22 protein-coding genes are annotated in these 19,739 nt (G+C 74.5%); 10 read left to right on the top strand and 12 right to left on the bottom strand.

Features of this window, described 5'->3' with window-relative positions; all coding sequences use genetic code 11:
* Nucleotides 1-177: 177 nt before the first annotated feature.
* On the top strand, nt 178-633 hold the full coding sequence (locus ACZ4U4_RS26175) for a cyclic nucleotide-binding domain-containing protein (RefSeq protein WP_467878926.1): 456 nt from the start codon (nt 178-180) through the stop codon (nt 631-633).
* A gap of 56 nt (nt 634-689) precedes the next feature.
* Here the strand turns inward: ACZ4U4_RS26175 and ACZ4U4_RS26170 are convergent, their stop codons facing one another.
* The 5 genes from ACZ4U4_RS26170 to ACZ4U4_RS26150 all read right to left on the bottom strand — a co-directional run bounded on the left by ACZ4U4_RS26170 (nt 690) and on the right by ACZ4U4_RS26150 (nt 3,734).
* Nucleotides 690-1,418, bottom strand: coding sequence for a Mut7-C RNAse domain-containing protein (locus tag ACZ4U4_RS26170; protein WP_467878924.1), 729 nt, complete (start codon nt 1,416-1,418; stop codon nt 690-692).
* Between the two features lie 98 nt (nt 1,419-1,516).
* On the bottom strand, nt 1,517-2,191 hold the full coding sequence (locus ACZ4U4_RS26165) for a hypothetical protein (RefSeq protein WP_467878922.1): 675 nt from the start codon (nt 2,189-2,191) through the stop codon (nt 1,517-1,519).
* The gene (locus ACZ4U4_RS26160) at nt 2,188-2,757 is read right to left on the bottom strand and encodes a sigma-70 family RNA polymerase sigma factor (RefSeq protein WP_467878919.1); all 570 of its coding nucleotides are present in this window, start codon (nt 2,755-2,757) and stop codon (nt 2,188-2,190) included. Before ACZ4U4_RS26160 ends, ACZ4U4_RS26165 begins: the two co-directional genes overlap by 4 nt.
* Nucleotides 2,754-2,957 carry a hypothetical protein gene (locus ACZ4U4_RS26155; RefSeq protein ID WP_467878917.1) on the bottom strand — a complete coding sequence of 68 codons (204 nt, stop codon included), beginning with the start codon at nt 2,955-2,957 and terminating at the stop codon, nt 2,754-2,756. Before ACZ4U4_RS26155 ends, ACZ4U4_RS26160 begins: the two co-directional genes overlap by 4 nt.
* Before the next feature lie 369 nt (nt 2,958-3,326).
* Nucleotides 3,327-3,734, bottom strand: a complete 408-nt coding sequence (locus tag ACZ4U4_RS26150; protein WP_467878915.1) for a tautomerase family protein — start codon at nt 3,732-3,734, stop codon at nt 3,327-3,329.
* A gap of 129 nt (nt 3,735-3,863) precedes the next feature.
* Between ACZ4U4_RS26150 and ACZ4U4_RS26145 the strand changes: the two genes are divergently transcribed.
* Nucleotides 3,864-4,748: a LysR family transcriptional regulator gene (locus tag ACZ4U4_RS26145; RefSeq protein ID WP_467878913.1), complete on the top strand. Its 885-nt coding sequence runs from the start codon at nt 3,864-3,866 to the stop codon at nt 4,746-4,748.
* A gap of 9 nt (nt 4,749-4,757) precedes the next feature.
* Here ACZ4U4_RS26145 and ACZ4U4_RS26140 read toward each other — a convergent pair whose 3' ends face one another.
* The 5 genes from ACZ4U4_RS26140 to ACZ4U4_RS26120 all read right to left on the bottom strand — a co-directional run bounded on the left by ACZ4U4_RS26140 (nt 4,758) and on the right by ACZ4U4_RS26120 (nt 10,011).
* Nucleotides 4,758-5,762: an MASE1 domain-containing protein gene (locus tag ACZ4U4_RS26140; protein WP_467878910.1), complete on the bottom strand. Its 1,005-nt coding sequence runs from the start codon at nt 5,760-5,762 to the stop codon at nt 4,758-4,760.
* 64 nt (nt 5,763-5,826) lie between these two features.
* Nucleotides 5,827-6,663, bottom strand: a complete 837-nt coding sequence (locus tag ACZ4U4_RS26135) for a PP2C family protein-serine/threonine phosphatase (protein WP_467878907.1) — start codon at nt 6,661-6,663, stop codon at nt 5,827-5,829.
* A 162-nt stretch (nt 6,664-6,825) separates the two neighbouring features.
* Nucleotides 6,826-8,451 (bottom strand): APC family permease, encoded by a 1,626-nt coding sequence (locus tag ACZ4U4_RS26130; RefSeq protein WP_467878905.1) that lies wholly within the window; start codon nt 8,449-8,451, stop codon nt 6,826-6,828.
* 162 nt (nt 8,452-8,613) lie between these two features.
* Nucleotides 8,614-8,835 carry an acyl-CoA carboxylase subunit epsilon gene (locus ACZ4U4_RS26125; RefSeq protein WP_467878902.1) on the bottom strand — a complete coding sequence of 74 codons (222 nt, stop codon included), beginning with the start codon at nt 8,833-8,835 and terminating at the stop codon, nt 8,614-8,616.
* Nucleotides 8,836-9,021: 186 nt separating this feature from the next.
* Nucleotides 9,022-10,011, bottom strand: a complete 990-nt coding sequence (locus ACZ4U4_RS26120) for a helix-turn-helix domain-containing protein (protein ID WP_467878899.1) — start codon at nt 10,009-10,011, stop codon at nt 9,022-9,024.
* Nucleotides 10,012-10,198: 187 nt separating this feature from the next.
* On the opposite strand from ACZ4U4_RS26120, the gene ACZ4U4_RS26115 reads away from it, so the two are divergent.
* Nucleotides 10,199-12,274: a S9 family peptidase gene (locus tag ACZ4U4_RS26115; RefSeq protein ID WP_467878896.1), complete on the top strand. Its 2,076-nt coding sequence runs from the start codon at nt 10,199-10,201 to the stop codon at nt 12,272-12,274.
* 43 nt (nt 12,275-12,317) lie between these two features.
* On the opposite strand, the gene ACZ4U4_RS26110 is transcribed toward ACZ4U4_RS26115, so the two are convergent.
* Nucleotides 12,318-12,728, bottom strand: a complete 411-nt coding sequence (locus tag ACZ4U4_RS26110) for an organic hydroperoxide resistance protein (RefSeq protein ID WP_467878893.1) — start codon at nt 12,726-12,728, stop codon at nt 12,318-12,320.
* Nucleotides 12,729-12,847: 119 nt separating this feature from the next.
* Between ACZ4U4_RS26110 and ACZ4U4_RS26105 the strand changes: the two genes are divergently transcribed.
* The 6 genes from ACZ4U4_RS26105 (at nt 12,848) to ACZ4U4_RS26080 (ending at nt 17,906) form a co-directional block, all read left to right on the top strand.
* Complete coding sequence (locus ACZ4U4_RS26105) at nt 12,848-13,327, top strand: MarR family winged helix-turn-helix transcriptional regulator (protein ID WP_467878890.1); 480 nt, start codon at nt 12,848-12,850, stop codon at nt 13,325-13,327.
* A 282-nt stretch (nt 13,328-13,609) separates the two neighbouring features.
* Entirely contained in the window at nt 13,610-13,843 is a 234-nt protein-coding gene (locus tag ACZ4U4_RS26100) for an acyl carrier protein (RefSeq protein WP_467878888.1), read from the top strand.
* Entirely contained in the window at nt 13,840-15,078 is a 1,239-nt protein-coding gene (locus ACZ4U4_RS26095; protein WP_467878884.1) for a beta-ketoacyl-[acyl-carrier-protein] synthase family protein, read from the top strand. The genes ACZ4U4_RS26100 and ACZ4U4_RS26095 overlap by 4 nt, the downstream gene beginning before the upstream one ends.
* Before the next feature lie 39 nt (nt 15,079-15,117).
* Nucleotides 15,118-16,020: an alpha/beta fold hydrolase gene (locus tag ACZ4U4_RS26090; RefSeq protein WP_467878881.1), complete on the top strand. Its 903-nt coding sequence runs from the start codon at nt 15,118-15,120 to the stop codon at nt 16,018-16,020.
* 119 nt (nt 16,021-16,139) lie between these two features.
* The gene (locus ACZ4U4_RS26085; RefSeq protein WP_467878878.1) at nt 16,140-16,871 is read left to right on the top strand and encodes an HAD family hydrolase; all 732 of its coding nucleotides are present in this window, start codon (nt 16,140-16,142) and stop codon (nt 16,869-16,871) included.
* A gap of 381 nt (nt 16,872-17,252) precedes the next feature.
* Entirely contained in the window at nt 17,253-17,906 is a 654-nt protein-coding gene (locus ACZ4U4_RS26080) for a transglycosylase SLT domain-containing protein (protein WP_467878874.1), read from the top strand.
* Nucleotides 17,907-18,035: 129 nt separating this feature from the next.
* On the opposite strand, the gene ACZ4U4_RS26075 is transcribed toward ACZ4U4_RS26080, so the two are convergent.
* Nucleotides 18,036-18,227 (bottom strand): hypothetical protein, encoded by a 192-nt coding sequence (locus ACZ4U4_RS26075; protein WP_467878871.1) that lies wholly within the window; start codon nt 18,225-18,227, stop codon nt 18,036-18,038.
* Between the two features lie 526 nt (nt 18,228-18,753).
* On the opposite strand from ACZ4U4_RS26075, the gene ACZ4U4_RS26070 reads away from it, so the two are divergent.
* Entirely contained in the window at nt 18,754-19,446 is a 693-nt protein-coding gene (locus ACZ4U4_RS26070) for a transglycosylase SLT domain-containing protein (protein ID WP_467878868.1), read from the top strand.
* Nucleotides 19,447-19,739: the final 293 nt, after the last annotated feature.

Raw genomic sequence — 19,739 nt, 5'->3', positions numbered from 1 at the left:
GGCCCCGAAATCCGGTGTCCGGGATGTCGCCGCCCCCGGGGCGGCCCGGTCACGTCGGTCGTCCCTCCCTCCCAGGGTGCCGTGGCCGCGCGGCGCGGTTCCAATGGAAGGAGAACGGCCGTACGCCCGCGCCGCTGCGGGGGCGGGCATCCGCCTACGGCGAGGAGGGCACCGGAGATGACCATCGCGACGCGGCTGCTGACCGCACTTCCGACCGCGTACCGTGACCAGCTGATGACGCTGGCGCGCGAGGTGTCGTTCGAGCAGGACACCCGCATCTTCGAGGAGCGGGGCCGCGCGGACCGGTTCTGGGTGCTGCGCTCGGGATCGGTGACGCTCGACCTGGCCGTCCCGGGCCGTCGCCGCGTCACGGTGGCGACCCTCGGCCCCGGGGATCTGCTGGGCTGGTCCTGGCTCTTCCCACCGCACGAGTGGGACTTCGGCGCCGAGGCGTTCAGCCCGGTGCGCGCCCATGAATTCGACGCCCGCAGCGTACGGGCGCTCTGCGACGCCGATCCGGCGCTGGGGCTGACGCTGGTCAGCGCCATCACGCAGGTCCTGGCCCACCGGTTGGAGGCGACCCGGACGAAGCTGATCGACCAATACGCGATCCCGCACGCGGTGACGGCCTAGCCGCCGGGGGCGTTTCCCGGGCCGGGGAAACGCCCAGCCCGACGCGGCCGTCCGGCTCAGCTCCGGGCGGCCGCGAGGGTGCCCTGTGCGCGGTCGACGAGGGCCTGGAGGCGGGCGTGGTGGGCGCCGCGCCAGTAGACGCGGTCGCACTCCGTGCAGCGGGCGAACACGTCGTAGGTGCGGCGGGTGCCGTGGTGGAGCCGTTCGACGACGGTGTCCTTCCCGGCGTCGGTGAGCGGGCCGTTGCAGGCGGTGCAGCGGGTCCAGGGCGCGGCCTCGGGTACGAACCGGCCGAGGATGTCGGCGAGTTGGTCGTCGGGGCGGTCGCTGTAGACGTAGGCGCCGGCCCACAGTTCGCGGCGGTGGAGCAGACCTCGGTCACGGGTGAGCAGGACCCGCCGCTCCGCCGCCGACCGGGCCGCCAGCGCCGCGTCGCCCGGGTCCTCGGCGGTGTACGCCGCGTCGATGCCCAGCAGTCGCAACCGGCGGGCCAGGGTGCCGAGATGGACGTCGAGCAGGAAGCGCAGCGGGGCGCCGGGGACGGTCTGCGGGCGGGCGACGGCGAGCACCGTGACGCGTTCCCCGGCGCGCGGCACATGCGCGGGGGCGACCGGCTCACCGTCCACCCGCAACTCCCCCACCTCGGTGAGCGGCACCCCCAGCGATTCGACGACATGGCCGAGCGAGGCGGCGCCGTCGGTCACCACACGGTCGCCGGAGCGTCCCGCGGGGAGGAAGAGGTGGAGCGCGGGGGCGAAGCTGAGGGAGATCTCGGGTCCGTTCACCCCTCCAGCATGGCACCGGCCGCACCGCACCGGCCAGGGAATTTCCCCTGGTGGAGGCGGGTGCGGCCGTGGCGCCCCGGTCCGTGTCACCGGCCGGTTCAGAGCGCGTCGGCGAGTTCTCCCAGCCGGTCGGCGAGGCAGGGGTCGGGGTGCGGTACGCGGCCGAACTCGTCGTCCTCGTCGACGGTGAGCAGGCCGAGCACGGCGCGCAGCGCGGCGCGGGGTCTGCGGGCTTCGGGGGGCGGTGCGGTGTGCGGCCGGCTGAGCACGGTCGGGCCACCCGCGAGTGCGGCCGCCTGGCCCGCCCAGTGCTCGGCGTCGCGGAGTTCGCCGCGGCCGAGGTGGAGCAGGTGCAGACAGTGGGCGGCCGCGGCGCTGCCCGCCCCGGCGGCGAACTGCCACCAGAACTGGGCACCTTCGGTGCATCCGGCGAGGTGCAGGAGGCTGCCGAAGTGGAGGGCGCCGTCGGGGTCGATGCGGCGGCTGTTGGCGAGCTTGGCGAGGAGTTCGGCGGCGTCGCTGCGGTGCAGCGCCTGCGCACACAGGGCGCGCAGATCGGCCCCGGCCCGGTCGTGGGCCGAGACCAGCACCAGCGCCGGGCGGCGGCCGGGGGCGGGGCGCAGAGCGGCGGCGTCCCGGCGCACCGCGTCGGCGGCGGCGAGGTCGTACGCCATGTGCCGCTTGGAGGCGGCGAGGTCGAAGTCGGCGAAGGCGTCGGGGATCGCGGCGTCGTCGAGGACTTCGTGGATGCTGCGCGAGGACCGCACGGTCACTCCTCTTCCTTCTCGTCGCCGGTGGCCGCGGTCAGCGGCAGCCCGAGCGTTCTGGCGATCCGGCGCCGGGCGAGGCACCGGTGGGACCGGACGGTGTCGCGGGTGACGCCCATGATGTCGGCGACCCGGTCCGAGGGGTAGCCGAGGACGTGGAGCAGCACGATCACGTCGTACTGCCGCTCGGGGAGGGAGGCGATGGCGGTGTAGAGGCCGAGGGAGGTCTCCATCACCTCGAACTGGCAGCGGACCGATTCGAGGGTGGCGCGCGCGGTGCGCTGGAAGGCCGTGGTCTCCACCATCCGCGAGGGCGCTCCGGTGAGCCGCAGATGGGTGTCGACGCGGACCTTCAGCAACGCCCAGGCGTACGCCTCGGGGCTCTCCTCCTGGATGACGTGCGCCCAGTTGAGGGCGAGGTGGGAGAAGCAGCGGCGGACGACGGCCTGGGCCGCTTCCTTGTCGCCGAGCATGGTGTGGGCGTAGTTGAGGTACGCCTTGACGTACAGGTCGTGGAAGGCTTCCAGGGCCGTCGGCAGGGTGTACTGCACCGGCGGTAGGTCGGCGTTCACGGGGAGACCTCCTCGTCCTGGGCGGCAGGTACGTACCCGGTGTGCCACGCGGGGGCGGGCGGGCGTTCCTCGACCAGTGCCGCCGCACCCGCCCGGACGCCTGCCCGCAGCAGACGCCGCGTCAGGTGGCGCATGTCCGGGGCGAAGACACGCACCGCGGTGAGCAGCACCAGCGGGGCGAGCGCATCGTTGAGAGTCACGTCTGTGTCCTCCTTCCGGCCCGGTGCCCGCCGTGGTGAGCGGGGCGCCGGAGTTTTCGCTGTCCTCCTCCGCAGGATTTCCGAAGCGGGTGGGCAAACGTGCAATGCGGTGCGGAAGGAAATACGGAAAGCGATCATCCGGTGACGCGGAGAGGTCCCCTCCGCGCCGCCCGGCGCCCGCTCCCCCGCCGTACCAGGAAGGACGGCCACCGCCCCGCCGACCTGGGGCGCGCCGTCAACTCACTTGAATTGGGCGGCTGTTGACTATCCGGAGGGCAAATGACAAGGACACCTACCCCTCCACCCCCATGTGAGGCAGATCACTGACCGTTGCCGCATGATTCCGGCGGGTGCCGGAATGCGGGGCGCTCATGCCGTGGCGGGTGCCCGGTCGAGGCTGCGGTAGTGGGCGCGTTGTGTCACGCCGCCGTAGCCGTAGCCGTCCGGGTCCAGTTCGTGGAGCGCGACGCCGCGCCGGGCCAGCGGGCCGAGGACATCCGCGAGCAGCGCGCCCGCCGCAGCGATGAACGCCGCCCGCTCCTCGGCGGTGTTCGTCCCCCGCGTCAGATTGCCCTCGACGTAGGCGTCCCGGCCGTCGGTCAGCGGGGCGCCGGCCACGAAGTAGCGGCCGGGCGGGACGAGGTCGAGGTGGACGAGGGTGCGTGCGGCGTCCTTGCGCAGGACGGACACGGCGAGGGCGGTCAGCCCCTCGGTCAGGGCTCGTTGCACACCGGCGGGCAGCGCGGGGTCGGTGACGGTGACACGGAAGTACGGCATGGCTCTCCCGGGGAGACGGTGGACGGGGCGGGGCGCCGGGAGCGGCCCCCGACCGCGGGCCCGCCCAGCCTCACCGGCGCGGCATCATGAGGCCAACGCATCCCCGTCATCGCTCCATGAGGCCGCCGCATGTCCGTGAACCTTCCCCAGCTCAGAGCCTTCCTCGCGGTCGTGGAGACGGGCGGGTTCGGCGCCGCCGCGGACGAGTTGGGGGTGAGCCAGTCCGCGGTCTCGCACGCGGTCGCCACCCTGGAGCGGACGCTGGGCGGCCCGCTCCTCGTACGGGCCTCTCCGGCGCGGCCCACCGCCCTCGGCCGGCGGGCGCTGCCGCATGCCCGTGCCGCGCTGGCGGCGGTCGGTTCGCTGGAGCGGATCGGTGACGACGGGGCGCTGCGCGGTACGGTCCGGCTGGCGGCCACCCCCACCGTCCGCCGGGGCCTCCTCCCGGAGCTGCTGCGGCACTGGCGGGCGGAGCTGCCCGGCGTGACGGTGCGGGTCTTCGAGGGCGACAGCAAGGAGCTGGCCGACTGGCTGGCGAACGGCACGGCGGACGCCACGGTCCTCGTCGACCCGCCGCCCGGACCGGGCCTCGCCCTGGCCTCGGACGGCTACCGCGCCCTGCTCCCCCGCGACCACCCCCTGGCCGACGAGCCGCACATCGCCCTCGCGGACCTCGCCGACGACGCGTTCCTGGTCTCGCCGGACGGCTGCGAGGAGCGGGTGCGGAAGCTCCATGCCCCGGCCGGTGCCCGGTTCGCGCCCGCGCGGCGGGTCCGCGACCTCGCCACGCTGATCAGCATGGTGCAGGCGGGACTGGGCGTGACCGTCCTGTCGGAGGTGTCCCGGCCGCTGATCGGGCCGGATCTCGTACTGCTGCCGCTCGATCCGCCCGCCGCGCGCCGCCTGGTGCTCGACGGGCCGCGGTCCGGGCCCTGGCATCCGGCGGTACGCCCGCTGGCGACGGCGGCAGCGGAGCATCTGGCCGGGGACGCAGATCCCGGAAAGGGCGACTGACCCGGGCGGTCACCGCCCCCGCTTCCGTCTGCGGGCCGCCGTGGCGCCCGGTGGCCAGCGGTGGGCGGCCTCGCCGGGGGCGAGGCGGTCGACCACCTCGGCCAGCTCCCGGCAGGCGTCCTCGATCTTCTCCCGGACGGCGTTCTGCTCGGCGACGAGCGCGGCGAGCAGCAGCGCGGTGAGCGCCGCCGCGCCGTTCAGGGCCTGGAGGTTGACCATCACCAGCAGAAAGCTGTGCCCGGCGAACGGGCCCGCCCGGTCGTTGGCCGCCGTGATGGCCAGGAGGGAGACGATCAGCGCGACGGGCGCGGCACCGGCCAGCTGGAACCGTACCGCCGCCCACACGATCAGCGGGAAGACCAGGAACAGCAGCGACAGCGAACTGCGGGTGCACAGCAGCGCGACGCCGACGGCGGCGAGCAGCAGCACCGCCGCCTCCGCGGCACGCGCCGGGCGGACCGCGCGCGGCAGGCGGGCGTGCCACGCCACCAGCAGCAGCGGTGTGACGATCAGTACGCCCATCGCGTCCCCCGCCCACCAGGCGGCCCACGCGGGCCAGAACTGCGCGGCCGGGAGATGGCCGATCAGCACCTGGTTCCCGGCCCCGAACGTCGCACTGACCAGCATTCCGGCCAGCGCGCCGAGCACCACCAGCACCACCCCGTCGCGCAGCCGGTCCAGCTCGGTACGGAACCCGGCCCGGCGCAGCAGCAGTGCGGCGCAGACCGGGGCGAGGGTGTTGCCCACGAGATTGCCCAGGATTCCGGCGTCCACCGGGCCGATGCCCGCGATGACGAAGAACGTGCCGAGCAGGATGCCCGGCCAGATGCGCAGCCCGAAGACGAGCAGGCAGCTCAGCGCGATACCGGTGGGCGGCCACATCGGCGTGACCACCGTCCCGTCGATCACCACCTGCTCCAGCAGACCGATCCGGGCGCCCACGAAGTAGGCGACGGCCAGGGCGAGGATCTTCAGGGCGTCGGCAGCGAGAGGGGGCACTTTCCCGGTGCGCATCCCCCCAGCATCGGGCAACGGTCCCGAGCCCGCGCGGCCACCGCCACGGACGGCGGCACCGTGTTCACCCGTTGTCGCGGTCCGCCCGGTCGTAGCAGAGGACGACGACCGCGGCGTCGTCGGTGTGGCCGGTGAACTCCGCGACGTCCATCACCGCCGCGGCGACATCGGCCGGATCGCCGGTCGGGGAGCGGTCGCGCACCCGCTTCGCCGCCTCCGCGAGACCCGCCTCGATCGGGAACGACGGCCCCTCCACCACGCCGTCGGTCAGCAGCGCGAACGCGCCGCGCGGGGCGAGCCGCCAGTACGTGACCGGGTACGTCTCGCCGGGCAGCACGCCCAGCGGGGCGCCGCCGTTCTCCTCGGCGATGCCGCAGCGGCCGTCGGCGGTGGCCCACACGCCCGGCGGATGCCCGGCGCGGGCGGCGACCACCTCCCAGGCGACCGGGTCGAAGGTGAGGAAGGTGCAGGTGGCGAAGAGGGGGCTGTCCACCGAGAGGAGCAGTTCGTTGGCGCGGGCGAGGACCACGCCGGGGTCGGCGCCGCCGCCCGCCACGGCGCGCAGCCCCATCCGGATCTGCCCCATGAACGCCGCCGCCTCGACGTCGTGGCCCTGGACGTCGCCGATGCAGAACGCCAGCCGGCCGCCGGGCAGCGGGAACCCGTCGTACCAGTCGCCGCCGATGTCCAGGCCGTTGCGGGCCGGGGCGTACGCGGCGGCGGCCCGCACCCCGGGGACGCCGGGCAGGGCGGCCGGGAGCATCTCCCGCTGGAGCGCCTCGGCCAGTTCGACCCGGGCGCGCTGGAGTTCGGCGCCGGCCCGGGCCTGGGCGGTGAGCCGGCCGAGCGTCGTCAGCAGATCGTCGGCGCTCAACTCCCGCGCGGGACGCCGCCGGAACATGGACGCCTCCGTGGTGCGGTTGGTGTCCGCCGCGGGAGGCGCGCGCGGCGTGTCGTGGCCGCCTCCTGTCGCCGTCGCCGCCCGGACGGGCCGACGCACAAGCTTCCGCCAGGATAGGCCGGTACGGACGGTTTCGCCTGGTGGGCGCGGTGGGCCCCGCCCTCACTCCGCCGCCACCGGAGCCGGGGCGGGGACCACCGCCAGGTACCGGACGCCGGACCGTACCGCCCAGGAGAACAGCACCAGGGCCAGGGCGGCGACGGTGAGGGAGTCGTACGGGGCGGGCAGCAGGCCGGTGCCGCCGAAGGAGCCGAGCCGGGAGAGGACGGTCAGTGCGGCGAGGTAGCACACCAGCCAGGCGCCGGTGCGCAGTTCGGCGGCGAGCGGGCGGCGGGGCGGCTCGCCCGGGGCGGGAACGGTGCCGGGGCGCCGCATGAGGAGGAAGAGCAGCAGCCCGCCGAGGACCATCGGCAGCGCCAGCCGCAGCGCCTCCCAGCCCGACCAGTACACGAACTCGCTCGCCACCACGAAGCTCAGCGGCGCCAGCCAGCGCAGGCCCGGGATCCAGCCGGCGGTGGTGGTGGCGGGGTCGGCGCGGAAGACGGCGGCGGCCACCGCCGACGCCGCGTAGATCAGCAGGTACATGTCGCCCATCACGCTCACGATCTGCTGCCAGCCGCCGATCGGCAGCAGGAAGAGGACGATCACGGCGAGGTTGACGACCAGGGCGCGGCGGGGCACACCGGAGCGGGCGTCCACCTTCATGAAGTAGCGCGGGATGGTGCCGTTCTTGGCGAGTGCGTAGGTGTGGCGGGCGTCGAGGGCGACGCCGACGTACGCGGAGCCGCCGGGCGAGAGGACGGCGTCGGCGTAGAGCAGGCTGGAGAGCCAGTGCAGATTGAGGATGAGGGCGAGCTGGCCGAAGGGCGATTCGAAGGAGACGCCGTGCCAGCCGCCGCCGAGCAGCGACTCGGGGACGGTGAAGAGGAACGCCACCTGGAGCGCGAGGTACATCAGCACCGCCAGCCCGATCCCGGCGAGGACGGCGGCGGGCAGGGTGCGGCGCGGGTTGCGGGTCTCGCCGGAGAAGTCCAGCGGCGCCTGGAAGCCGTTGACGGAGTAGACGATGCCGCCGCCGGCGAGGGCGGTCAGACAGGCGGCGTAGCCGTACGGGGCGAAGCCGCCGTGGTCGGTGAGGCGGCCGGAGTGCCAGCCGGAGGCGATGAGGGCGGCCACGGTGATCACCGGGACCACGATCTTGAAGATCGAGACGAGGTTGTTGAGCCGGGCGAACATCCGCACCGCGAACCAGTTCAGCGCGGTCAGCACCACGCTGAGCCCGGCGGCGAGCGCGACGCCGGAGGCGGAGAGCGTCCGGCCGTTGTAGAGGTCGGGCAGATAGTGCGCGGCGTACTGCATGATCGCGCTGATCTCGGCCGCGGTGCCGCCGACGGAGAGCAGCACCGACCAGCCGACGAGGGTGCCGACGAGCGGACCGCCGGCGTGCAGCGGCCAGCGGACGGTGCCGCCGCCCTCGGGCCGGGAGGCGCCCAGTTCGATCATGACGAGGGCGACCAGCGCGCAGAGCAGACCGGCGCCGATCCAGGAGAGCAGGGAGGCCGGTCCCGCGGTCTGCGCGGCGTAGAGCGCGGCGAAGAGCCAGCCGGAGCCGACGATGTTGGAGAAGCCGATCGCGGTCAGGCCCCAGAACCCCAGATCCTTGCGGAGCCGCCGCTCCTGCGCCACCGCCGCCGGTGTCCCCGGCTCCGTCACCTGATGCTCCGCCACGATCCGGCCTCCCGCTCCGCTTCCGGCTGTACGGCGCCGCGCTCACGGGGCCCGGTGGGGATTCTGCCGGTCACCGGCCGGAATGCACCGGGTGTCGGGCGAACGGGATGCCGGGCACGGCGGGTTCGTCAGCGGATGCGGTTTTTCTTCCGGGGTGGCAGGTCAGCCGCAGCACCAGCAGCCGGACCAGCAGGCGGAGCGGGGCGGGTGCCGGTGGCGTTCGGAGTCGTCCGGGGGCACCACCCAGTCGGCGCCGTCGGCCGTGACGGCGACGGCGAGGCGGGCGTAGAGGATCACGGTGATCGCCGCCAGCTCCTCCGGTTCGGCCACCCCGCCCTCGATGCGCAGCCCGATGTCGCGCGGCGCGTCCGGCGAGGCGGTCACGGCCGCACCTCGCGGGTACGGGGCCCCGGCCGGGCGGCCCTAGGGGGGCGGCCCGGCCGGGCCGGGGCTCCGGAGCTGGTCGGCGCGGTCACACGGCCGACACTAGGAGCGCCGGTGGGGGCTGTCGCGTCCGTGCGGACCGATCGGGCGAGGCGTACGGAAGCACGGGGCGCGGGCCGCGAGCGGTCAGCCGCCGGCCGTGCGCGGCGTGCCCCCGGCGCCCAGGAGCGCGTCGGCGACCGGGGTGCGGCGGTAGAGGACCGAGGCCCCGGCCCGGCGGCGGGTCACCAGCCCGGCGTCGAGCAGGACCTTCAGATGGCCGCCGACGGAGCCCAGGCCGAGACCGGTCAGGGCGGCGAGCTGGCTGGTGCTCTTGGGCGGGTCGAGGAGGGTGAGGAGGGTGGCGCGGTTGGTGCCGAGGAGGCGGGCGAGGGAGGCCGGGACGGGTGGCGGCGCGGCCGGGGCCGGACCCGGTCCCCCCACGAGGGCCGTGCCGGACGCCGGGTAGATCAGCGCGTAGCGGTCGGGCAGCTCCCACGCCGCCCAGCCGTGCGGGCCGCCGACAGGGACGAAGAGGAGGTCGGCGCCGGTGAGGTCGCGGGCGGGGCGGTCGGCGCCGTTGATGCGGAGGCGGCCGTTGCCGAGCCAGCGGGTGCGCGGGCCGAGGTCGGCGACGGCGGCGGCCCAGCCGTGCCGGCTCAGCCGGTCCACCCGCCCGATCACATCGGCCTCCAGCACCCGGCTGCGGCGCGGCCAGTCGGGGCGGACGACGCCCTGCCACACCCGTTCGAGCAGGTCGGCGGCGCGGCCCGCCGGGTCGGGGACGTCCAGCCCGCGAGGCAGCCGCCCGCCGCAGGCCGTGGCGAGGTCCGCGCGGGCCTCGGGGGCGGGGGTGGCACGGACCCGGGCCAGCTCCCCGGCGAACGTGGGGGTGTCGTGGCGCGGTGGCCGGGAGAGGAAGTCGGGCGTCCAGTGCACCCCGACCCCGGCCGTCGCCCAGGAGCGGACGAACGGATCGGCGGTGAGCCGCGCGCGGAACGCCGCCGCGGGCGACGGGCGCCGGACGGGGGCCGGGTGCGCGGTCAGCGTCTGCAGCGTGGCGACCGTCTCGATCAGCGGCGAGAGCACGAACCGGCTCCGCGCCAGCACCTCGGCATCGACCAGCCACTCCCCCATGCGCCGCTCCTCCCCGTCCGCCGCCGGCCGGGCCGGGCCGTTTTCCGGCCTGAGCCCCAGGCCCCGCGTCCGCCGTCCGCCGTCCGCCCAGCTCACCGACGTACCGGCGCCTCCGCCCGCCCCGCAGACCTTTCGTACCGGGACGAAACAGTAGGACGCCGGGCCGGGGCGCTCCACCCTGTCCGCCATGCAGCCTTCCGAGAGCCTTCCGCACCAGTTCCTGCGCACCCGCCGCTTCGCGCTGGGCGCCCCCGACCGGTTCACCGTCTCCCCCGACGGCGCCACCGTCCTGTTCCTGCGCAGCACCTCGGGCGACGACCCGGTGCACCGCCTCTGGGCGCTGGACACCGCCTCGGGCCGCGAACGGCTGCTGTTCGACCCGGCCGATCCGGCGCACGGCGCGGGCCCGGTCGGCGACGGCATCACGGCGTACGCCACCGACGCCTCGGGCACCCTCGCCGCCTGTCTGTGCGGCGGGGCGCTGTGGGCGGTGGAGGTGGCGACGGGCCGGGCGCGCCCGCTGCCGGTCGCCGGACGCCCGGCCGATCCGCGGCCCGATCCGGCGGGCCGCCGCATCGCCTATCTCGCGGACGGCGCGCTGCGGGTGATCGGCGCGGACGGCACCGGGGACCGTGCGATCGCCGCGCCGGACGGTCCGGAGGTCCGCTACGGCGCGGCCGAGTACGCGGCGGCCGCCTCGATGGGCCGCGACCGGGGCCACTGGTGGGCGCCGGACGGCTCCGGTCTCCTGGTGGCGCGGGTCGACGAGAGCGCCGTCGAGCGCTGGTACGTGGCCGATCCGGCGCATCCCGCGACGCCACCGCGCGCGGTGCGCTACCCGGCGGCGGGCACCGCCAACGCGGAGGTGACGCTGTGGCTGGTACCGGCCGACGGCGGCGCCCGTACCGAAGTGGCCTGGGACCGGGCGGAGTTCCCGTATCTGACGGCGGCCGGCTGGGATGCCCACGGCCCGTTCGCCGCGGTGCAGAGCCGGGACCAGCAGCGGCTGCGGACGTACGCGGTCGACCCGGCCGACGGGCGGCCGGCGCTCCTGGCCGAGCAGCGCGATCCGTGCTGGGTGACGCTGGTGCCGGGCACCCCGGCGCGTACCGCGTCCGGCGCGCTGGTGGCGCACCGGGACTCCGAAGGGGCCGACGGCACACGGCAATTGACCGTCGGCGGTACGGCCGTCACCCCCGCCGGGCTCCAGGTGCGGGAGGTACTCGGGGTCGGCGGCGAGGAGGTGCTGTTCACCGCGTCCGCGGACGTGGTCGGCCAGGCGCTGTGGTCCTGGCGGCCGGAGACCGGCGCCCGGCCGCTGACCACCGGCCCGGGCGTGCACACCGGGGTGCGCGGCGGCCCCACGCTGGTCCGGATCACCCGGGCGCCGCACCGGCCCGGCGCCACGGCGGTGGTGACGCGCGCCGGACACCCGGACCTGCCGGTGGCCTCGTACGCCGAGCGGCCGGTGCTGGCGCTGTGCGAGCGGCGGCTGACGGTGACGCGGCGGGCGCTGCGCAGCCGGTTGCTGCTGCCGTCGTGGCACCGGCCGGGCGACGGGCGGCTGCCGGTGCTGGTCGATCCGTACGCGGGCCCGGCGCTCCAGCGGGTGACCGACGACCAGGCGCCGATGATGTTCGTCTCGCAGTGGTTCGCCGAGCAGGGCTTCGCGGTGCTGGTGACCGACGGCCGCGGCACGCCGGGCCGCTCCCCGGACTGGGAGCGCACGGTGTACGGCGATGTGGTGTCGGCGGCGCTGGAGGATCAGGCGGCGGCGCTGACGGAGGTGCTGGGGCGGTTCCCGGAGCTGGATCCGGGCCGGGTCGCGGTCCGCGGCTGGTCGTTCTCCGGGATGCTCGCCGTGGCGGCGGTGGTGCGGCGCCCCGATCTCTTCCACGCGGCGGTCGCGGGCGCGGGCCCCTATGACCCACGGCTTTACGACACCCACTGGCGGGAGCGGTTCCTCGGACATCCGGACGCGCACCCCGAGTGGTACGACGCCTGCTCCCTGACGCGGGAGGCGGCGGGGCTGACCCGGCCGCTGCTGCTGATGCACGGGCTGGCGGACGACAACGTCCACGCCGCCCACACGCTGCGGCTCTCCGCCGCGCTGCTGGCCGCCGGACGCCCGCACGAGGTGCTGCCGCTGCCCGGCACGGGCCACGCCCCGACCGATCCGGTGCTCTTCACCCACCTGCTGCGGCATCAGGTGGACTTCCTCCGGCGCCACCTGGGCCGGGCGGACAGCGGTTCCCGGGCGTAGGGGTCCACGCGGGGCGGGCGACGGCGCCGCCCGCCCCGGCGCCTCACTCGATGACCAGCTCGACGTCGATGTTGCCGCGGGTGGCCTTGGAGTACGGGCAGAACGCGTGGGTGGCCTCGACCAGTTCCCGGCCGCGCTCGCCCGCGAGGGTGTCCGGCAGCTCGACGCGCAGCACGACGGCGAGGCCGAAGCCGGTGTCGTCCTTGCCGAGGGAGACCTCGGCGGTGACCGACACCTCCGCGGTGTCGATCTTCAGCTCCCGGCCGACCTGCGCCATCGCGCTGGCGAAGCAGGCGGCGTACCCGGCGGCGAAGAGCTGTTCGGGGTTGGTGCCCGCGCCGCTGCCGCCGAGCGCGGGCGGCATGGCCAGCGCGAGGTCGAGCCGGCCGTCGGAGCTGACGGCGCGGCCGTCCCGGCCGTTGGCGGTGGCGGCGGCGGTGTAGAGCGCGTCCATGAGTGTCCCTCCGGTTCCGGCGGCCGCGTCCCGGCCACCGGAGAGAACAATGACACACAGCTAAGTTGCGCACAACTCAATGACACGCCATTCAATGCCCCGGCGGCTAACCTGGGGACATGGCCGCCTCCCCCAGCCCCTCCGGGTCCCCCGACTCCCCGCTCTCCGACGCCGAGCTGCTCCGCCTCGACCACCAGGTCTGCTTCTCGCTGCACGCCGCCTCGCGCGCCTTCGGCGCGGCCTACCGGGACGCCCTCAAGGACCTCGGGCTGACCTATCCGCAGTACCTGGTGATGCTCGTGCTGTGGGAGGACGGACCGCTCCCCGTCAAGTCCATCGGCGAGCGGCTGCGCCTCGACTCCGGCACCCTCTCCCCGCTCCTCAAGCGCCTGGAGGCGGCGGGCCTGGTGCGCCGGGTACGCAGCGCGGAGGACGAGCGGTCGGTCGGTGTCCACCTCACCGACGCCGGCGCCGCGCTGCGCGAGCGGGCGCTGCCGGTGCCCCGCCGGATGCTCGCCGCCACCGGCCTGGACCTGGCGGAACTGCGCACGCTGCGCGCCCTGTTGAGCCGGGTGACCCGGACCCTCGACGAGGCGTGAGCCGCCCGGCCCGGCCGCCGCACCCACCCCGATCCGGCCACGCCCCGTACCCTCCCGTCGCCCCGCGCCGTTAGACGGGGCGAGTGCCTTCCGCGCCGTGCGGGCAGGGGCGCGCACCGCGCGTGCGCCCCCTGCGTCGCCCCTCACCCCATCGAGCGAACGGCGTTGGGGAGTCTTCCGGACGAAGACGTATAAAGGGTGCCGCCGAACCAGCCGGAGCCGCCGGCGAGCCCCGCCAGGACGCGGTTGGCAACAGCGCCTACGAAAGCGGAGGAGTGCCACGTGAACGCGGCAGAAGTCGTCAACACCCTGCTGGTCCAGCGATTCGGGGTCGACCCGGTCGATGTCAGCGCCGAGACCTCGCTGCAGCATCTGCGGATGGACTCGCTCGCCCTGGAGGAGCTGCGGCTGCTCATCGAGGACCGTCTCGACGTCGACCTCGACGAGGTCACGCTCACCTCCCGGGACACCGTGGGAGCGCTGGTGGCGGCCGTCGACGGCAAAGTCGCCGCGTGACGGCCCGCACGCCGTTCGCCGCGGCCGTGACGGGCGTGGGGCTGATCACCGCGGCGGGCGTCGGCGCCAAGGCCACCTGGCACACCATCACCGGCGAGACCACCCCGGTCGGCGTCCGCCACCGCCCCGAACTCACCGATCTGCCCTGCGACTTCACCTACGGCGTCGACGATCTCGACACCACCGAGGTGCTGGGCGTCGCCACCCAGCGGCTGATGGACCGCTTCGCCCAGCTCGCGGTGATCGCCGCCCGGGAGGCGATGGCCGACGCCGGTCTCGACCCCGAGAGCTGGGACGGCACCCGCGTCGCCGTCGTCATCGGCTCGGCCCACGGCGGGCTGCCGTTCTACGACGAGCAGCACACCGCGCTGCTGGAGCGCGGCGCCCGCCGGGTCTCCCCCAAGCTCGCGCCGCTCGCCGTCGTCAACAGCGCGGCCAGCAGCGTCGCGATGGACCTCGGCGCCCGGGGCCCCAGCCTGGGCGTGGCCACCGCCTGCTCCTCGGGCACCGTCGCGCTGGGCACCGCCCATCAGCTGCTGCGCTCGGGCGCCTGCGACATCGCCGTCGCGGGCGGCGCCGAATCGGTCTGCTCCCGGCTGCTGATCGCCAGCGCCTGCCAGATGAAGGCCGTCTCCACCCGCCGCGACGACCCGGCGGCCGCCTGCCGCCCGTTCGACGCCGACCGGGACGGATTCGTCATCGGCGAGGGCGCCGGGCTCCTCGTCCTGGAGCGCCCCGAGCACGCCCGGGCCCGCGGGGCGACGGTCCGTGCCCACGTCGCGGGGTACGGCGCCTCCAGCGACGCCTACGCCGCGGTCGCCCCCGACCCCGAGGGCCGCGGCATCGAACGCGCGCTGCGCACCGCGCTCGCGGACGCCGGGGTCGGCCCGCGGGACATCGGCCATGTCAACGCACACGGCACCTCCACCGTCGTCAACGACCGGATCGAGGCGGCGGCGCTCCGCCGGGTCCTGGGCGAGGACGCGCTGGTCACCTCCACCAAGGCGATGACCGGGCACACCCTGGGGGCGGCGGGCGGCATCGAGACCGCGCTCACCGTCCTCGCGCTGGAGTCCCAGCTGGTCCCGCCGACCGCCAATCTGGACACGCCCGATCCCCGGATCCCCCTGGAGATCGTGCGCAGCGCGGCCCGGCCCGCGCCCTTCGACTGGGCGGCGAAGACGTCGCTCGGCTTCGGCGGCCACAACGCCGCACTCATCCTGACCCGCGCCTGACGCGCGCCGCCCCCGCGGATCTCCCGAGAAGGAAACGTCATGTCCGAGGAAACGATCCGCTCCCTGTCGGTGGGCGGGGTGTCCTACACCTACCGGCTGCTGCACCATCCGGACGGTGTCACCGAACCCGTCATGGTGCTGGGCGGGGCCCTGCAGGGCATGTTCGGGTGGCCGCAGATGGAAGAACGGCTCAGGCCCGTGGCCGATGTGATCACCGCCGATCTGCCCGGTATGGGCACCGCCGAACCGCTGCCGCCGGGCCCCGCCACCGAGCTGCTGTGCCGCGCGATCGAGCACATCCTCGACGATCTCGGGGTGGCACGGGTCAACCTCTTCGGCTTCTCCTACGGCGCCGGCCTCGCCTTCGGCTGCGCCCGGCGCTTCCCCGCCCGTATCGCACGGCTGGCGCTGGGCGGGGTCCCGTGCCAGATCAGCGACGAGCAGTGCGCCCACTGGGAGCGGGCCGCCGAGGAGCTGCGGCGGGGCGCGGTGGACGCCTTCGCGACGCGCGCCACGGACGGTCTGCTCTGCCTGGACGAGGGGCGGTACGTGACCCGGCGGCGGCTGGCCTACCGCTATGTACGGCGATCGATGCTGCATGCGGCCCGTACCTCCCCGCATGCGCTGGACTCGCTGGTGCGGGCGGTGACCGACCGCCCGGACTTCTCCGGCGGGCTCACCGGCGTGCCGACCCTGGTGTTCAGCGGCGCCCACGACACCGTGACCACCCCGGCCCAGCAACGGCGGTTCGCCGCCACCCTCGACGGCAGCCGTTTCCTGGTGATCCCGGACACCGACCACTGGGTCGTTCTGGAGCGCCCGCAGGCCGTCGCCGACCTCACCGCCCGCTTCTTCACCGACCGCCCGCTCTCCTCGGCCCCGGCGCTGGCACCGGTCGCCCGCGACGACGAGCCGACGGACGGCGCGGCGGCGTACGCCTGAGCCGGTACGGCTCCGGGGGGGGGGGGGGGGGGGAGGGGAAAAACCTCCCCCCCCCCCCCCCCCCACACCACCCCACCCCCCCCCCCCCCCCCCGGGCCCGGACCCGGTAGGAAGGGCCCATGGCTTCTCTCCCGGAGTACGGACCCGAAGGCCCGATCCGCGCGGTGGCGGCGAGGCCGCCGGTGCCGGTCGCCGGGGTGCTCCTCGACTTCTCCGGGACCCTCTTCCAGATGGCGCCGTACGCCGACCGCATCCGGGCGGCCGTCCCCTTCGCCGTCGACGACGCCACGATGGACGCCTGGCTGACCGCCCTGGCGACGGGGCTGACCGACCCCGGGGTGCGCGCCGCGCAGCATGCCCGCGACACCTCCGCCCGGGCCCACCGGCACGCCTTCACCACCTGGTACGCGTCGGTGCCCGCGCTCGCGCCGTATGCGGAGGCGCTGTACGAGCAGCTGCGGACGCCGGAGCACTGGCTGCCGTACGCGGACAGCGCGCGGACCCTCGCGGCGCTGGCGGAGCGCGGGATCGCGGTCGGGGTGGTGAGCGATGTGGGCTGGGATCTGCGGCCGACCTTCGCCCACCACGGGCTCGCGGAGCATGTCGGGGCCTGGGTGCACTCCTTCGAGCACCACACCGAGAAGCCCGATCCGGCCCTCTTCCAGCACGCCTGCACGCTGCTCGGGCCGGCTCCCGGGCAGGCGTTGATGGTCGGCGATCACCCCGCCAAGGACGGCGGCGGTGCGCTCGCCGGGCTGCGCTCCTACGTCCTGCCGAGCGGTGCGGCGCCGGGCGGTATCCGCGGGCTGGACGCGGTGCTGCGCCTGGTGGCGGCGGGCCCGGCCGTCTGAGCCGCGCCGCCCTCTCTTTTCCTTGTGGCGCAGGCCACTTCGGCGCCCTTCCGCGCCGCTTCGCACCCCTGTTTTCGGCCGCCGCGGAGTGAGGGCAGGCACAGGGCGTACGTCACGTACGAGGGCGTCTAGTCGCGGCGGACCCCGTGATAACCCGGGAAAACTCGGTTCATTCCGGACATTTCACCGCAACTCACTATCAACGGTAGTACGTCACACCATTGCCACCGATTCAGGGCCGCGCTAACCATGGATCCAGCAAGCGCCGAGAACGTGCCGGTGAACTCCTCGCCCTGGTGAGTGAGCGCGGCCAGACCCTCGGTTCCACGCGCCGCCGAAGGCCGCATCCCGCACCAGCCCCTGAGAAGAGGTCACCCCCGCATGTCCCGTTTCACCCTGATCCGCAACGCCCGCATCACCCGCACCCAGAAGGTCGCCACCGTCGTGCTGGCCGCCGCCGGCGCCACCACCGCGCTGACCATGACGGCCACCCCGAGCCAGGCCGCGTCCGCCACCGCCGCGCACGCCCCGGCCGCGGTCAAGCCCGTGAGCGCCAACGGTCTGCCCCAGACCGGCGCCGCCAAGAGCGCCGAGACCACCTCGGCCACGGCGTCCGCCGCGGGGCAGCTGAAGGTCACCGCGGTCGCGAAGCAGGGCGACGCCGCCAAGCAGGCCGCCACCCGCTCCGCCGAGAGCGAGACCTCGAAGTCGTACGGGAACAACCTGGACGGCTGGATCCGTCAGTCGCTCGACATCATGAAGGACAAGGGCATACCCGGCTCCTACGAGGGTCTGCACCGCAACATCATGCGCGAGTCCTCCGGCAACCCCGACGCCGTCAACGGCTGGGACGTCAACGCCGTCAACGGCATTCCGTCCAAGGGTCTGCTCCAGGTGATCCAGCCCACCTTCGACTCGTACCACGTCAAGGGCACCGCCGATAAGCTCACCGACCCGGTCGCCAACATCACGGCCGCGGCCAACTACGCCGCCGACCGCTACGGCTCGATCGACAACGTCGACTCCGCCTACTGAGGCAGGAGATGACGGCCGTCACCCCTGACGGCGGCCTCATCGGGCGACCGGCCACCGGTCGGCCGTGACCACAGACGAGGGCCCTGTCCGCTTCCCGCGGGCAGGGCCCTCGTCGTCGTGCGCGGACCCCTACCGGTCGGCGCCGCCGCCCAGCGGCTGGAGACCGAAGAGGGCCCCGACGATCTGGCCGACGACCTCCAGGCCGGCTTTCTCCTTCGGGGTGAGGTCGTGGTCGTCGGCGGGTGCCGCGACGGCCGGACCGGCGGCCAGGGCGCCCGCGGCGCAGAGAGCGGCGACCAGGACGGTCAGACGACGGAACATAGGCGCTTCCTTACGGTGCGAGGGCCGGAACAGGTCTCAGCCTCCGCGAGCCGCGCACCCCGGCCGCCGCGACAGCCCGGACGCTGCGGCGAACGGCCCATGGACTGTGCCGCAACGGGCGCCCCGCACGGCCCCGACGCGGGACAACCGGGCCCGCATCCCGCCCGGATCCGGGCCCGTTCCGGGCGTGACCCGGGCAACACACCAGGCCCCTCACGAGGGGGTGCCAGGTGATGCCGGGCACAGGACGCACGTCACCTACGAGGGCCGGTAGTGCCGCCACAACCCCGTCGACACGGGATAAAAAGCCCGCAACATCGGACATATCGACCTATCTCACTACGAGGGGTAGTACGTCACATCATTGCCACCGCTACGGGACAGCGCTAACCATGAATCCCGTAAGCGCCGAGAACGTGCCGACGGACTCCTCCCGCCAGGTGAGCGAGCACGGCCTGACCCTCGGTTCCACGCGCCGCCACAGGCCGCTCCCCCGCATCCCGCACTCGGAAGAGGTCACCACCGCATGTCCCGTTTCACCCTGCTCCGCAACGCCCGCATCACCCGCACCCACAAGGTCGCCGTCGCCGTGCTGGCCGCCGCGGGCGCCACCGGCGCCCTGACCGCCACCGCGGCCCCGAGCGACGCCCAGCCCGCCGCCGCGCACGCCCCGACCACGGTCAAGCCCGTGAGCGCCAACGGTCTGCCGAAGATGGTGACCGGCGAGGCGACGACCGGCGAGGCCAAGACCGCGGACGTCTCCGCTTCGGTGGCCGACGGTCTGAAGGTCACCGCGGTGGCGAAGCAGGACCGGGCCGCCCAGGACGCCGCGAACCGCTCCATGGAACGCGCCTCCCTCGCCCCGAAGGCCGCCCCCAAGGCCGCGCCGAAGTCGTACGCGAACAACCTCGACGGCTGGATCCGCCAGTCCCTCGACATCATGAAGAACAAGGGCATACCCGGCTCCTACGAGGGTCTGCACCGCAACATCATGCGTGAGTCCTCCGGCAACCCCAACGCCGTCAACGACTGGGACATCAACGCCGTCAACGGCATTCCGTCCAAGGGTCTGCTCCAGGTGATCCAGCCCACCTTCGACACGTACCACGTCAAGGGCACCGCCCATGAGCTGACCGACCCGGTCGCCAACATCACCGCCGCGGCCAACTACGCCGCCCACCGCTACGGCTCGATCGACAACGTCAACTCCGCCTACTGACACGGAGTGACACCGCGCTGACGGGCGCACACTCCGGCACCACGCCGGATGTGCGCCACCGAGACCGCGGACCGGGGCGACTGGCGCGTGCGCCTCGTCCGCAGCCCGCAGCGGGCCCCGTTCATCGGGGCCCGCTGCGGCGTTTGCACACCACGGTGCCTGAACTGTGGCGACACGCCGTCAGATGCGTCCGACCGGGTGAGAACGACCGGCTGAACGGCGGACTGACAGGCCATCGGGTCTTCGACGTGTACGGATTAGCGTATACGTCTTTTTATCGGCAGATATGTTCC

This window comes from Streptomyces sp. NPDC029159 (assembly GCF_055564055.1).
Note: the sequence above shows the minus strand (reverse complement) of the source record. Positions and strands in the feature narration are given on the sequence as shown.

What these genes read in the sequence shown, in the direction of transcription:
- ACZ4U4_RS26175 (WP_467878926.1), top strand. Translation starts at nt 178, where the DNA reads ATGACCATCGCGACGCGGCTGCTGACCGCACTTCCGACCGCGTACCGT.
- ACZ4U4_RS26150 (WP_467878915.1), bottom strand. Translation starts at nt 3,734, where the DNA reads ATGCCGTACTTCCGTGTCACCGTCACCGACCCCGCGCTGCCCGCCGGT.
- ACZ4U4_RS26145 (WP_467878913.1), top strand. Translation starts at nt 3,864, where the DNA reads ATGTCCGTGAACCTTCCCCAGCTCAGAGCCTTCCTCGCGGTCGTGGAG.
- ACZ4U4_RS26140 (WP_467878910.1), bottom strand. Translation starts at nt 5,762, where the DNA reads ATGCGCACCGGGAAAGTGCCCCCTCTCGCTGCCGACGCCCTGAAGATC.
- ACZ4U4_RS26135 (WP_467878907.1), bottom strand. Translation starts at nt 6,663, where the DNA reads ATGTTCCGGCGGCGTCCCGCGCGGGAGTTGAGCGCCGACGATCTGCTG.
- ACZ4U4_RS26120 (WP_467878899.1), bottom strand. Translation starts at nt 10,011, where the DNA reads ATGGGGGAGTGGCTGGTCGATGCCGAGGTGCTGGCGCGGAGCCGGTTC.
- ACZ4U4_RS26115 (WP_467878896.1), top strand. Translation starts at nt 10,199, where the DNA reads ATGCAGCCTTCCGAGAGCCTTCCGCACCAGTTCCTGCGCACCCGCCGC.
- ACZ4U4_RS26110 (WP_467878893.1), bottom strand. Translation starts at nt 12,728, where the DNA reads ATGGACGCGCTCTACACCGCCGCCGCCACCGCCAACGGCCGGGACGGC.
- ACZ4U4_RS26105 (WP_467878890.1), top strand. Translation starts at nt 12,848, where the DNA reads ATGGCCGCCTCCCCCAGCCCCTCCGGGTCCCCCGACTCCCCGCTCTCC.
- ACZ4U4_RS26090 (WP_467878881.1), top strand. Translation starts at nt 15,118, where the DNA reads ATGTCCGAGGAAACGATCCGCTCCCTGTCGGTGGGCGGGGTGTCCTAC.
- ACZ4U4_RS26085 (WP_467878878.1), top strand. Translation starts at nt 16,140, where the DNA reads ATGGCTTCTCTCCCGGAGTACGGACCCGAAGGCCCGATCCGCGCGGTG.
- ACZ4U4_RS26080 (WP_467878874.1), top strand. Translation starts at nt 17,253, where the DNA reads ATGTCCCGTTTCACCCTGATCCGCAACGCCCGCATCACCCGCACCCAG.
- ACZ4U4_RS26075 (WP_467878871.1), bottom strand. Translation starts at nt 18,227, where the DNA reads ATGTTCCGTCGTCTGACCGTCCTGGTCGCCGCTCTCTGCGCCGCGGGC.
- ACZ4U4_RS26070 (WP_467878868.1), top strand. Translation starts at nt 18,754, where the DNA reads ATGTCCCGTTTCACCCTGCTCCGCAACGCCCGCATCACCCGCACCCAC.